The sequence below is a fragment of the Bifidobacterium sp. ESL0745 genome, from assembly GCF_029433335.1.
Classification (GTDB): Bacteria; Actinomycetota; Actinomycetes; order Actinomycetales; family Bifidobacteriaceae; genus Bifidobacterium.
This window is the reverse complement of sequence record NZ_JAQTHX010000001.1, coordinates 1,458,830-1,472,760: the sequence shown is the minus strand read 5'-3', so window position 1 is coordinate 1,472,760 and position 13,931 is coordinate 1,458,830. Positions and strand designations below refer to the sequence as shown.

At 58.1% G+C, this 13,931-nt stretch carries 11 protein-coding genes and 1 tRNA gene; all 12 read left to right on the top strand.

Annotated elements, in window-relative coordinates:
* Positions 1–16: 16 nt before the first annotated feature.
* On the top strand, positions 17–175 hold the full coding sequence (locus PT275_RS05780) for a hypothetical protein (RefSeq protein ID WP_277153166.1): 159 nt from the start codon (positions 17–19) through the stop codon (positions 173–175).
* Complete coding sequence (gene dapE, locus PT275_RS05775) at positions 172–1,359, top strand: succinyl-diaminopimelate desuccinylase (RefSeq protein WP_277153164.1); 1,188 nt, start codon at positions 172–174, stop codon at positions 1,357–1,359. Before PT275_RS05780 ends, dapE begins: the two co-directional genes overlap by 4 nt.
* A gap of 498 nt (positions 1,360–1,857) precedes the next feature.
* Positions 1,858–5,010, top strand: coding sequence for an Rne/Rng family ribonuclease (locus PT275_RS05770; RefSeq protein ID WP_277153162.1), 3,153 nt, complete (start codon positions 1,858–1,860; stop codon positions 5,008–5,010).
* 209 nt (positions 5,011–5,219) lie between these two features.
* Positions 5,220–5,528: a 50S ribosomal protein L21 gene (gene rplU / locus PT275_RS05765; protein WP_277153159.1), complete on the top strand. Its 309-nt coding sequence runs from the start codon at positions 5,220–5,222 to the stop codon at positions 5,526–5,528.
* Between the two features lie 39 nt (positions 5,529–5,567).
* On the top strand, positions 5,568–5,819 hold the full coding sequence (rpmA, locus tag PT275_RS05760; protein ID WP_277149079.1) for a 50S ribosomal protein L27: 252 nt from the start codon (positions 5,568–5,570) through the stop codon (positions 5,817–5,819).
* 335 nt (positions 5,820–6,154) lie between these two features.
* Positions 6,155–7,855, top strand: coding sequence for a GTPase ObgE (obgE, locus tag PT275_RS05755; protein WP_277153157.1), 1,701 nt, complete (start codon positions 6,155–6,157; stop codon positions 7,853–7,855).
* A 400-nt stretch (positions 7,856–8,255) separates the two neighbouring features.
* Positions 8,256–9,389, top strand: a complete 1,134-nt coding sequence (gene proB / locus PT275_RS05750; RefSeq protein ID WP_277153154.1) for a glutamate 5-kinase — start codon at positions 8,256–8,258, stop codon at positions 9,387–9,389.
* Positions 9,390–9,751: 362 nt separating this feature from the next.
* The gene (locus PT275_RS05745; protein WP_277153153.1) at positions 9,752–10,957 is read left to right on the top strand and encodes a pyridoxal phosphate-dependent aminotransferase; all 1,206 of its coding nucleotides are present in this window, start codon (positions 9,752–9,754) and stop codon (positions 10,955–10,957) included.
* A gap of 173 nt (positions 10,958–11,130) precedes the next feature.
* Positions 11,131–11,206: transfer RNA gene (locus tag PT275_RS05740), tRNA-Trp, on the top strand.
* 29 nt (positions 11,207–11,235) lie between these two features.
* The gene (gene secE, locus PT275_RS05735; RefSeq protein WP_277153151.1) at positions 11,236–11,463 is read left to right on the top strand and encodes a preprotein translocase subunit SecE; all 228 of its coding nucleotides are present in this window, start codon (positions 11,236–11,238) and stop codon (positions 11,461–11,463) included.
* Positions 11,464–11,493: 30 nt separating this feature from the next.
* Positions 11,494–12,396 (top strand): transcription termination/antitermination protein NusG, encoded by a 903-nt coding sequence (gene nusG, locus PT275_RS05730; protein ID WP_277153149.1) that lies wholly within the window; start codon positions 11,494–11,496, stop codon positions 12,394–12,396.
* A gap of 280 nt (positions 12,397–12,676) precedes the next feature.
* Positions 12,677–13,903 (top strand): L-rhamnonate dehydratase, encoded by a 1,227-nt coding sequence (gene rhmD, locus PT275_RS05725; RefSeq protein WP_277153147.1) that lies wholly within the window; start codon positions 12,677–12,679, stop codon positions 13,901–13,903.
* The last annotated feature ends 28 nt before the right edge of the window (positions 13,904–13,931 follow it).

Sequence of the window (13,931 nt, the reverse complement as noted above, 5' to 3'; positions counted from 1 at the left end):
TATTTACGATTGGTGAATGGCTGAAGGGACGGCAGCAGTGAGTGGCACCAGCGGCCCGCAGCGCTTGGCAGGTCAGACGAATGACACAGGCAAACGGCAGCAGTACATGACCGGTATGTCCGTCATGAGAATTGCCATGAGCTCTGGCCGTCGTATCGCTAAAATGAAGCCATGAGTCTGACGATACAACAAGGAGCCGCGCGCGAGGCTGCGCTGAGTGGATTGTTCGAAGAAGTGATGAAGTCGTATTCCGTTTCCGACAGCGAAACAGCACTTGCCGACGAGGTTGAGGCGTTCCTGCGCCAGCAGCCGCACCTGACGGTTCATCGCATGGGTGACACAGTGGTGGCGTCGACCTCGCTTGGGCGCTCGCAGCGGGTCGTGCTCGCCGGCCACCTCGACACGGTGCCGGTTATCGATAATTTCCCGCCTTTTTGGCTTGAACCGGGCGACGAACGCATTCGCGAGGACGTGGCTACAGCAAATCCAGGTGAGCGTGTGATGTTCGGCCGTGGCGCGACGGATATGAAGGCCAGCGACGCGGTGATGCTGTATCTTGCGGCGATGTTGACGTCTCCGAAGTACGACCTCACCTACGTTTTCTACGATCACGAGGAAGTCGTGGCCGAAAAGAACGGGCTTGGCAAGGTGGCCAAGGCTCACCCCGATTGGATACAGGGCGATTTCGCGATTATCGGCGAACCTACCGATTGCGGTATCGAGGGTGGTTGCAATGGCACCATGCGTTTCGACGTGGTCACCCACGGCGTCGCCGCCCATTCCGCCCGCGCATGGATGGGCGAAAACGCCATTCACAAGGCTGCCGAAGTCCTGAATCGGCTTGCCGCCTACGTTCCCAAGGATGTCGAAGTGGACGGTCTGACCTACCGCGAGGGGCTCAACGCCACCCTGATTTCCGGAGGTAAGGGCACCAACGTGATTCCCGACGAATGCCGGGTGCACGTCAATTATCGTTTTGCGCCTGACAAGGATCTGAAGGCCGCGAAAGCATTGATGATGGGGGCTGACGCTGGTGCGGAAATGGGCAACGGCGAGCACAAGGCCACTGGCGGCATGTTCGAAGGCTTCGACATCGAAATGAAGGACGAATCGCCGTCCGCGCGTCCCGGCATGGACGCCCCGCTTGCTGTTTCACTGGCCAAGTTGGTGGAAGACAAGACCGGTTTGGCCCCTCAGGCCAAGCTCGGCTGGACCGATGTCGCGCGCTTCTCGTCCATCGGTGTCCCCGCCGTCAACCTCGGCGCGGGCTCCCCGCTTCTGGCTCACAAGGCCGACGAGCAGATTCCCGAAAGCCAACTTATGTTGCTTGCCGACATCCTTGAGGAATGGTTGCGCTAGCTTCGGTCGGTAAAGCCTCGTTGCCATGACTTTTGTCTTGTTAATTGTCCCGTATACCCTCTCTTGGTGCGCCAAGACCCTCAAAATTTAAAGATATGGCCCTCATTCTTTGATTTTCGGCCCACTTGGTGCGCCAAGAAGGCCATTTTATCAAGAATTAGAGAACATTCTTGTGTTTTTTGGCCTCTTGGTGCGCCAAGAAGGTTGCTTTTGTCGAAATATGGATGGTTTTTCTCATTTTTAAGGCTCTTGGAGCGCCAAGGCCATGGGTTTGGCTACTTTTTTGCATACGTTGACGTATAATAAACGGCGGTAGTTCTGCAAGTTGCCGAATTCCGATGGCGTTGATCCCCTCACGTGCTAATCCGTGGGTGCCGGTGTCCGCTGTTTGAACGTATGACTTTTAGATTGCCGGCTACGAGCGCAGCTGTTGCGTGGCCGCGGTGGGAGCGCGGTGTGAGAGCCGTAGACGGCCGGATAAACCGACATGATTGCAGCATGTCGCCAAGGAGCATTGTGCCCAGAGTAACCCGAGGCGGGGTCGGCCAAGTCGACGACGCCAAACAAAACGATATTAGTTTACCTTCTTCATCTTCCGCTGCAGATAGCGAACCGGCGCTCCATCGCCGTGTCGTACGTCGTCGTGTCGTACGTGGTGCCGGTGCCGCTGGCGCCGCTGTCGCGTTGAAAGTCGAAGAGCGTGAAAGCGCCAAATCAGCTGGTGGCGAAGAAAATCCCGATGAGGGCGAATCATCCGCAGCTTCAGAGGAAAAGAAAACGGCAGCCCGTAGGTCTGCGTCCACTTCACGTCGTGCGGATAGTTCCGCTTCGAACGCGACAGCAAGAAGGACCCGCACGCGCACGCGTAGCCGTGTCCGCGATGATGAGGAACAGGGCAAGGGTTCCCAGGCGCGTGGGCGGAGCTCAAGAAGCCGTGAATTCGATGATGATACGAACGAATCTTCCGCTTCCGAGCCGAGCCGTCGTACCGGTAGGTCAAGGTCGCGTGTCAGGTCTCAGGATTCGGCGTCCGCGAGTGAGGCCAATACGGAAGCCAAAATCGAATCGGCTGAGGAACGTGTCATTGACGCTGTAGAAGGTCTACCCAAAGGTCATGAAAGCCGCCACACCCCGCGTCCGATGACCTCGCTGCTCTTCCAGGAACCGGTGCTCCCTGGGGAAGGCGAGGACGATGACGAGCCCAAGACGACGACTCGTAGGCGTTCACGTTCCCGCGGTGCCGAAGATGACGGAAGTGATGACCGCAGATCGTCGCGTTCCGCTCGTGGGAACCGTTCACGCCGTGTTGCGCAACGTGTTGACGAGGATGACGACGAAAGTTCGGACGAGCGTCGGGGACGGTCTGATTCGCGAAGTGGCAGGTCGAATGATTCGGATCGCGGCTACGAGGAGGACAACGAGGATTCATCGCGCACCACCCGCCGTTCGCGCCGGTCGAATGACGACGATATCTACGACGAGGAAGCCGCCGAACGCACCGAACGCCGTACGCATCGGCGTCGCAGGCTCAACGCCGAGGAACGCCATGCTGCCGATGAAGTCGAGCAGATCGAGGAGGACCTTGAGGACGATGACATCACCTATCGCCCGATCGATGACGTTGAGGCTGAGCAATCCGCAACGCGGACACGTCGTGGACGTGGCGGCGATCGATCGAATGACCGGTCTTCCCGCCGCACTCGTAACGGCAAGGGTTCTTCACGCGCTGACCGTGACGATGACGAGCTTGATGACGAAGAAAACGAGGGTCGCGGCAATCGCGGCCGACGTAATGACCGCAATGAGCGTAACGATAGCGATGACCGAGATGACGAAGAGCACACCGCAATCCGTCGTCGTCGCAGGCGCGAATCCGACGACGAAAGCGAAGAACAGCCGCTGACCCGTCGTCGTCGCCGCCATCGCGGTTCCAAGAGCGAAGAAAACGATAACGGGCGTGATTCGTCGCGTTCGATTTCCCGCCGTTCGCGTAAGCAGCAGTATATCGACGAGATCACCGATATCGAAGGCTCCACGCGTCTTGAGGCCAAGAAGCAGCGTCGTCGCGACAACCGTCGTGAACGCAGCCGCCAGAACCAGCTGATCGAGCAGGACTTCCTCGCCCGTCGCGAGAACGTCGACCGCCTGATGGTCGTGCGCGAAAAGGGCCAGCATACTCAGATTTCCGTGATCGAAGACAACGTGCTCGTCGAGCATTACGTCTCCGATATCCAGGAGGTCGCCACCGTCGGCAACATCTACTTGGGCCGCGTGCAGAACGTGCTGCCCAGCATGGAGGCCGCGTTTGTCGACATCGGTCAGCCGCGCAACGGCGTGCTTTACGCCGGCGAGGTCAACTGGGACGCTACGCGTCTTGAAGGCCAGCCGCGCCGCATCGAACTCGCCTTCAAGTCCGGCGATCCGGTGCTTGTGCAGGTCACCAAGGATCCGATCGGCCACAAGGGCGCCCGCCTGACCTCGCAGGTCACGCTCGCGGGTCGTTTCCTTGTGCTCGTTCCCTCCGGCGGCATGACCGGCGTGAGCCGCAAGCTGCCCGAACGCGAACGTGGCAGGCTCAAGTCCATCGTCGCCAAGATCGCCCCGAAGGACATGGGCGTCATCATCCGTACCGCCGCTGACGGTGCCAGCGAGGACGCGCTGAAGAAGGACCTTGAGAACCTGAAGCGCCAGTGGAGCAAGATCGAGGACAAGCGCAAGTTGTATCACAACGGCAAGCGTGCGAAGCTCTTGCAGGGCGAGCCCGACGTCGCCATCCGCGTGGTGCGTGATATCTTCAACGACGACTTCTCCAAGCTCATCGTCGAAGGCGACACGGTTTACGAGCGCATCGAGGAATACCTCGACACCATGGCCCCCGACCTTAAGGATCGCCTCGAAAAGTGGGACCCTGAGGAACATCAGGGCAAGGACGTCTTCGATAAGTGGCAGATCGACTCCCAGCTGCGCAAGGGCATGGAACGCCAGGTCTACCTCCCCAGCGGCGGTTCGATCGTCATCGACCGCACCGAGGCCATGACCACCATCGACGTCAACACTGGCCGCTTCATCGGCAAAGGCAAGTCGCTTGAGGAAACGGTCACCCGCTGCAACCTCGAAGCGAGCGAAGAGATCGCGCGTCAGCTGCGCTTGCGCGATATCGGTGGCATGATCATGATCGATTACGTCGACATGGTGATGCCCGCCAACCGCGACCTCGTGCTGCGGCGCTTGGTCGAGTGCCTCGCGCGCGATCGCACCAAGCACCAGGTGGCCGAGGTCACCTCGCTGGGTCTCGTGCAGATGACCCGCAAGCGCATCGGACAGGGCCTGGTGGAAGCGTTCTCCGAGGAGTGCCCGACCTGCAAGGGCCGCGGCTTCATCCTTCACGACGAGCCCACGATTTCCGCTGATTACGCGGATCCGTATGCCATGAAGGGCGGCGACCCGTTCGTCCACACCAACAAGCACGGCCACGGCACCACTCCCGAAGTGCAGGCCCCGAAAGGCTCAAGCCCGGCGGTCAAGGCCAAGTTGGCGCAGATCGCCGCGGCAGCGGTGGCAGCCAATGACGAGGACAAGGAAGAATCTTCTGATTCGGACTCGGCTTCGGATGTTGGTTCCAGTGCCGATTCCTCAGCTGATAAGGATTGAGGAATCGGATCAGGGTTCCCGGTTTGCTCTCGTTTGTCTTTTGTGAAATCGGGAACACAACACCCTAGGTCGGCCGAAACGTACCGACATGCCGTTAGTATTGGTTGACGTTAGTACGTGGGTCGGTGTACTCTAAAAGACTGGTGTCTGGCCGTGGAAGTCGAAGACGTGCTGGGCAGTTTAGCTTTCGAAATAGCAAGGAACGAGATATGTACGCGATTGTGAAGGCCGGTGGCCATCAGGAAAAGGTCGAGGTCGGTGACGTCATCCTGGTCAACCGTCTCGATGCGAAGAAGGGCGATACCGTGGAGTTCCCGGTCGCGCTCGTGGTCGACGGCGCCAAGGTGACGCTTGCCGCCAAGGATCTTGCCAAGGTTTCCGTCAAGGCCGAGGTCGTTGACGACGAGGCCAAGGGTCCGAAGATCAACATTCAGAAGTTCAAGAACAAGACTGGTGTCGCCCGTCGCAAGGGTCATCGTCAGCCGCTTTCCGTCATCAAGATCACGGCAATCGCCTGATTCAAGCAACGGTAATTTAAGGACTGAAAGGAACAGACAATGGCACATAAGAAGGGCGCATCCGCTTCCCGCAACGGTCGCGATTCAAGCGCGCAATACCTCGGCGTGAAGAAGTTCGGTGGCGAGCCTGTCGTCGCCGGCAACATCATCGTTCGTCAGCGTGGCACCAAGTTCCACGCCGGCCAGAACGTCGGCACCGGCAAGGATCACACCTTGTTCGCGTTGTCCGACGGCAACGTGAAGTTCGGCGTTCGCCGCGATCGCAAGGTCGTCGACGTCGTCTCCGAGTGAGACCCCGAGCTTAACGAGCTCAATTAGTTTTAATAAAAGGTCGTACCCCAGCGGGTACGGCCTTTTGATTTTAATGGGTGTGTGATATCGATACCGAAGTGCCGAACATTCTGGCGTTGGAAGGCGATTGACAGACATACGCCGGTGACCATTGACGATTGGTTTGAAACATTGCGTATATCAAGGCGTCAGAGAATTAGCTTGAAGTGCCCGGGAGCATGAGTATAAGCCTTTTGCTGTGTTCGGCTATGTTGCTGTTTTGCCCAAAACGATAATTGCTCGGCTCGTCGGTAGGGTTATGGGAAGATGAATACCCACCGGTAAGGTAAGGAAATATGACAGACTTTGTAGATAGAGTGACCGTCCACGTCAAGGGCGGGGATGGCGGCAACGGGTCCGCAGGCGTCAAGCGCGAGAAATACAAGCCGTTGGCCGGTCCGAACGGTGGCAACGGAGGGGATGGTGGTTCCGTCATCTTCGTGGCCGATGCCAACGCCAACAGCCTTTTGGATTATCGTTTCGTCCCGCATCGCAAGGCCGAAAGCGGCACAATGGGTTTGGGCGACACCAAAGACGGGTCGAAAGGCGCGGACGTGGTGCTGCCCGTACCGCCGGGAACCGTGATTTTCGAGGCCAAAGGTGCGCAGGGCAAGGCCAAGCATCCTGGACGTGAGCTGGCCGATCTGCGTCACGCCGGCGACAAGTTTGTCGCCGCCGCGGGTGGCATGGGCGGTCTCGGTAACGCCGCGCTGGCCAACAAGACACGCCGAGCCCCCGGATTCGCCTTGCTTGGCGAGCCGGGTGAGGAACGCGATGTAATCCTTGAGCTCAAATCCATCGCGGACGTGGCGTTGGTAGGTTTTCCGTCCGCCGGCAAGTCCAGCTTGATTGCTGCGATGAGCGCCGCCAAGCCAAAGATCGCCGATTATCCGTTCACCACGCTGGTCCCGAACCTCGGTGTGGTCAAGCTTGAGGAATATCGCTATACGATCGCCGACGTGCCGGGCCTGATTCCCGGAGCTTCGGAAGGCAAGGGTTTGGGGCTTGAGTTCCTGCGTCATATCGAGCGCACCGAAATCATCGCGCACGTCATCGATTGCGCCACGCTGGAGCCGGATCGTGATCCGATTTCCGACTATCATGCGCTGGAAGAGGAGCTGGCGAAATATGCCGCCCAGCTCAAGCTGCCGATTGGTGTCATCCCGATTCCCGAACGCCCGCGCGTCATCATCCTCAACAAGGCCGACGTGCCGGAGGCCAAGGAATTGGCGGAATTCGTGCGCCCTGAGTTCGAGAAGATGGGGCTCAAAACCTTCATCGTCTCCACCGCGTCTCACGAAGGCCTTAAGGAGCTTGGTTTCGCTTTGGGCAAGATGGTCACCGAACTTCGTGCGAAGTTGGTCAAGGAAGAAGCCGAACGCGACGAGGAGCGCGTGGTCATCAAGCCGTTGGAACAGCCCGCGCGTCGCCGCCGCCGCGCGGACGACGAACGCGGCACCTCGCTTGATTTCCATGTCGAGCGCGAAAGCAACCGCAGAGGAGCCGTGTGGTTCACCGTCACCGGCGCAAAGCCGGAACGTTGGGTGCGCCAGACCAATTTCGACAACGACGAGGCCGTGGGATATCTCGCCGATCGTCTGGCCGGCCTGGGCGTCGAGGATGATTTGCGTCGTCACGGTGCCAAACCAGGCGACGAAGTTCGTATCGGTAAAGGCGAGAATGCAGTCGCTTTCGATTGGGACCCGACCATCGCCGCCGGTGCGGAAATGCTCGACGGTGCCCAGCTGGGTGCCCGAGGCAAGGATTTGCGTTTGGATGACGGGGCTGATGGCAACCGCGTCCGTCGCCGCACCAACACCGAACGTCGCCGCCAGTATCACGAAATGATGGACGCCAAAACCGCCGTGCGCGCGGCCATGCGTCAGGAACGAACGGCCGGTCACTGGGCCGATCCGAGCGTCGATGACGATCGGCACGACGAGCACGCGATTCTCGGCGGTCACGAGTCAGATGATGAGGGTGAAAGCGATCTCTGAGGATCAGGGCAGAGGGTGAACCATAAATGGGATTTTAAGCGCAAAAAAACGGCTTAAAAAATGCTTAGATTCCTAGTAGTGCAGTTCGGAAGCATTTTAAGCGCAAAAATTGAATGAAAACGTGTTTAAATTCCTAATAAGCGTTCAACGACATCAGGGTGTGATCGAGCTGCGATAATGCTTGGCCACCAGTCACGCGCCTGTTTGCCACCAAATCGATTGCATAAGCGCGACATTGCGTATAAAGCGTTGGTACACAACAGCAACTGGCTATAAGTTGGCGAATTCCTCTGCAATAGCTATGGTTGGATGCTTTCTCGGTTGCTCTCGCGTGAGATATCGTCTCAACCGGTAAGCTGGTGCTGGCGGAATAATAATGAAGCGAAATGGATGACTGACAATGGACAAGGCAAGTGAGTCGCAGGTTCGGCAATCGGTGGCGAACGCACGAACCGTTGTGGTCAAGGTCGGCTCAAGCTCGCTGACCAAGCCTTCCGGACATTTGGATGTGGATAAGGTCAGTGCGCTTGTTGAGATTTTGGCGCAGCATGCTAAAAACGGCACTCGCATGGTGTTGGTCTCGTCTGGTGCGATCGCCGCCGGTTTCGGTCCGCTTGGCTTTGATGCAAGGCCGGATGACGTCTCGACCCAGCAGGCTGCGGCATCCGTGGGCCAGGGCGTGCTGATGCAGCATTACGAGACCGGTTTCGCACGTTACGGCGTGCGTGTCGGTCAGATTCTTCTGACCGCCGACGACACGATGCACGCCTCGCGTTACCGCAACGCCCAGCGCACGCTCCAGCGCCTGCTCGACCTCAACGTGGTGCCGATTGTCAACGAAAACGATGCGCTGGCCACCAATGAGATCCGTTTCGGCGACAACGACCATCTTTCCGCTCTGGTCGCCAATCTCGTGCGTGCGGACGCGTTGGTTCTCTTGACCGACGTCGACGGCCTCTATACCGCCCCACCTTCCAAACCGGGAGCTGAACGGGTCGGTTTCGTTCCCGACGTCGACAAGATTTTGGACCGTGTTTCGGTCGGCGGCAGCTCGTCGGGCGTCGGCAGCGGCGGCATGGTCACCAAGCTGGAGGCGGCGCGTATAGCGGTCAATTCCGGTATTCCCGTCGTGCTCACCAATGCCGGCAACGTCGCAGCCGCTCTGAGCGGCAAGCCTACGGGCACGGCTTTCGCGCCGGCGGCCCACCGCGATTCTTCGCGTCGTCTGTGGATCGGTTTCGCCGCGAACCCGCGTGGTTCGCTGGTCGGTGACAAAGGTGCAATCAAAGCGGTGCTCGGCGGAAAAGCGAGCCTGCTTGCGGCCGGAGTGCTTGAAGTTCACGGCAATTTTTCCGCCGGTGATCCGGTCTGGATCGATGACGAGGCCGGCAACCATATCGCCAAAGGCCTTTCGAGTTTCGATTCCGACGAGATCCCACACACCCTTGGCCGCGACACTTCCCAGCTCAAGCGCCTGCTGGGCGAGGAATACGCCCATCCCTTGGTCCATCGTGACAATCTGGTCTTGTTGTAATATTCCCGCAAAGTGATAGTAATCCCGGCTGTTGGCTACTGGAATTTCGCAGTGATAACCCATTTTCGTAGTATCGATCATGCATTTGGAAGTGAATCTCAAATTCATTTCGGAGTTTGGGTGTGATTCGCCAGTCGTGGAGGCTTGGAGACAAAGCGGCAGCATCATGAGCCCAGCAGCTGTTGGAGCCCAAAGCGTTATTTGCCTGTGATTAATTGATTTCAAGGATTTGCGGAGTGGGTACACCATAAAATTTGTGGATACGTCCCAATTTTCGATATATGCACATCCGTCTCGCCAATTCGTGGCTGCGGTCTAATCTGGTGGTGGTAAAACACCACCGGAAAACGCGGGAGATAAAAATGGCAGAGTGGCAGACCTTGAGTGATCGTATCAATTCCGTGGCGCCGAGCGCTACCTTGGCCGTTGACTCCAAGGCGAAGGCGATGAAGGCCGCGGGCATCGACGTCATCGGTTTTGGAGCCGGCGAACCCAATTTCCCGACTCCTGATTACATCGTTGACGCGGCCGCGTCAGCTTGCCACGATCCGAAAAACCATCATTACACCCCAACCCCTGGTCTTCCGCCGCTTCGTAAGGCCATCGCCGAAAAGACGCTGCGCGATTCCGGTTATGAGGTTTCGCCCGATCAGGTCGTGGTGACCAATGGCGGTAAACAGGCCGTTTACGAAGCGTTGCAGATCCTTATCAACCCTGGCGACGAGGTCATCATTCCCGCCCCGTATTGGACGACGTACCCCGAGGCCGTGAAACTCGCCGGCGGCAAGCCGGTCACCGTCTTCAGTGGTGCCGAGAACGGCTTCGCCCCGACCGTAGAGTCACTCGAGGCTGCGCGCACCCCGCGAACCAAGGCTATTTTCGTCAACACGCCTTCGAATCCCACTGGAGCTGTATGGAGTGAAGAGACGGTGCGTGCAGTAGGCGAGTGGGCCGTAGAACGCCACGTCTGGGTTTTGAGCGACGAGATTTACGAACACTTGACCTACGACGGTGAAAAGACCGCATATATCGGCGCGGTGGTGCCGGAAATCCGCGACCAGCTCATTGTCCTGAACGGCGTGGCCAAAACGTACGCCATGACCGGCTGGCGTGTCGGCTGGCTCATCGGTTCGCTTCCGGTAGCCAAGGCCGCCGCCAAACTACAGGGGCACATGACCTCGAATGTGGCCGATGTCAGCCAGCAGGCGGCGCTTACGGCTGTGTCCGGCTCGCTTGACGCGGTCGCCATGATGCGCAAGGCGTTTGACAAGCGTCGCAAGGCAATTGTCGCTGGTCTCAATGCCGTCGACGGCGTCACCTGCCGCATGCCCAAGGGCGCGTTCTATGCGTTTGCCGATGTCAAGGCGCTGCTGAACCGTCCGCTCGGCAAGAACGGAAACGTTGCCAAGAACTCTTCCGAACTTGCAGAGCTGCTGCTTGAGGAAGCGCATGTCGCGGCCGTCCCCGGCGAAGGGTTCGGCGCGTCCGGCTTCCTGCGTTTCTCCTATGCACTTGAAGACGATGCGCTCGCCGAGGGGATGCGCCGCTTCAAGGAATGGGTTGGCTGAAATCTATCGATTTTCGCGAGATTAGCCGAGCTTGAACTTTCTTTTACGACCGGTGCCGGTGATTGCGCCGCGACACGTGGAGTGGACGAAAAGCGATTTTTCGGTTAAACTATTTCCTCGGCGGTTTATGTCGTATGGTCTCGTGCTTCGAGTATCGTAGACAGAGTTCACCTAGGGAAGTGGCGCAATTGGTAGCGCAACGGTCTCCAAAACCGTAGGTTGTGGGTTCGAGTCCCGCCTTCCCTGCCAAGTAATGACAAGCCAAACGAAGGACGGATATGGCGAAGGCACACGAGTCTGAAGAGAGCGTCAAGCCGAACATTTTTATGCGTATCGGCTTGTTCATCAAGCAGGTTATCGACGAGCTGCGTAAGGTTGTCACGCCGAGTGCCAAGGAGCTGGCCGGTTGGTCGATTGCCGTGTTTATTTTTGTGGTGCTCCTGATGGCCCTCGTTACGGCTATGGATTTCGGTCTCGGCAGATTGACTCTTTGGATCTTCGGCTGAGCGTAAACGATTTTAAAGGTGACTAACAGCATGGATAATGAAGTAAATCTCGAAGGCTTGGACTCATTGCCTGACGTTTCGGGCGATGATCAGTCGGCAGCGGCTGCTTCCGACGCTGATGCCGCTGCGCAAAACGCGGTTGCGGACCTCAAGCCTGCGGATGGTGCCGATGAGGCTTCCGCGGACACCGAAAACGTGGCTTCCGCCGAATCCACGGCGGACGGTGAGCCGTCTGGAGACGACGCCAATGCCTCAGATGATGCTACCGAAACAGCTACCGATGCCCCGGCAAACGCCGACGGTACGGATGCTGACGATGCCGGTGCCAAGGCCGTCAAGGAATTTTCCAAGAGTCTGCGCGGTCTGGACGGCAAATGGTATGTGCTCCATACGTATTCCGGCTATGAAAAGCGCGTGAAGGCCAACGTTGAATCCCGTATCCAGAGCTACGGTCTTGAAGACCAGATCTTCCAGATTGAAGTGCCGATGGAAGAGGTCGAGAAGCATACCGACAAGGGCAAGAAGGTTGTCACCCGTGTGCGTGTGCCTGGTTATGTGCTTATCCGTATGTGGCCAGACGAGAACGCCCGCCGTATCGTCCGCGAGACGGAAGGTGTCACCGGTTTCGTAGGCCCCACCAAGGAGCCGGCACCGCTGAGCCGTAAGGACGTTGTCAAGATGATGGCGCCGATGATTGCTTCGCAGGCGCTAAAAGAAGCGGGCGACAAGCCTGCCGCCGCCAAAAAGCGCACCGTCGAGGTTTCCTACAAGGTCGGCGATCAGGTCACCGTCATCGATGGACCATTCGCCACGATGGCCGGCGCGGTTTCCGACGTCGAGCCCACGACACAGAAGCTCACCGTTCTGGTTTCCATCTTCGGCCGCGATACGCCGGTCGAGCTGGGCTTCAGCCAAGTCGAGAAGATCGTCTGATCAGTTCCGCTCAAGTTTTTGTAATGATGTCGCAGGTCGTAAGGTCTGCGGCATCATTGTTTTAGGCGTCCCGATAGTTGGTACTGGTACCTATATGGCAGAAGACCGAGGATGGTAAAGCCAGCAAATGCGAATCCTTATTTCGTCGGTGGAAGTTTCACATATTGGGACGACGCTCTCCAGTCGTTTATAGTGGCAAGTGTCTATTCCGAAAGCTTCGGGAGGGCATGATTTGGGATGGTGCTGTCGCCATCTTGTATGTTTATGAATGGAGATTGAAATGTCGTTGCAAGCAGCAAGGAAGCTACCGACGATCACCGCGATCAGAGCCTATAGCATGGGCGGTGCCGCGGCCAAGATCCACGGCCAAGGCGGTGGCGATTATCACGATCAGCCCAAAGGCCATTGGATTGACAACCATATTGCGACGCCGATGACCAAATACAAGGAATACGAGCAGTCGCGCCAGTCCTTCGGCCTCAACGTGCTGGGCACGCTGGTCGTCGAGGTCGAGGCTTCCGACGGTACCACCGGCTTCGCGATTTCGACTGCCGGCCAGATTGGGTGCTTCATCGTTGAAAAGCACCTGAACCGCTTCGTCGAAGGCAAGCGTGTCGACCAGATCAAGCTGATCCACGATCAGATGCTCAATGCCACCTGGTTCTATTCCGGCGGCGGCGGTGTGGTGATGAACACCATTTCCTGTGTTGACCTGGCGCTGTGGGATCTTTACGGCAAAGTGATTGGCCTGCCGGTTTATAAGATTCTCGGCGGCGCGGTCCGTGACGAGATCCACTTCTATGCTACCGGTGCCCGTCCGGATCTGGCCCAGAAGATGGGCTTCATCGGTGGCAAGATGCCGACCCACTGGAGCTCGGCGTTCGGCGACGAGGGTATCGAGAAGGACATCGCGACGCTCGCGGATATGCGCGAGAAAGTTGGTGACAACTTCTGGCTGATGTACGACTGCTGGATGAGCATGGACGTCAATTACGCCACCAAGTTCGCCTATGCGGCCGCGCCTTACAAGTTGAAGTGGATGGAAGAGTGCTTCCCGCCTGCGGATGTCGAGAGCTATCGTGAGCTCAAGCGCAATATGCCTAAAGGCATGATGATGACCACCGGCGAGCACACCGGCAACTTGAGCGCTTTCAAAGACCTTTGCGACGCCGGCGTCGATATCCTGCAGCCCGATGTCGGCTGGTGCGGCGGCATCACTTCGCTGTGCGAGATCGCCGCGTTGGCGAAGTCGCATGGCCAGCTGGTGGTGCCTCATGGTTCCTCCGTCTATTCGCATCATGCCGTCATCACATTCACGAACACGCCGTTCAGCGAAATGCTCATGACCGCGCCCAAGGCCGACCATATCCGTCCGCAGTTCGACCCGATTCTCATCGGCGAGCCGGTGCCGCACGATGGCATCATCACCGCCGAAGAGCTTGACAAGCCCGGCTTCGGTGTCGAGCTCAATAGGGAATGCCCGTTGGAGCGTCCGTACACCCACTGATCGTTGTTGATCGTGAGTGGATGACAGC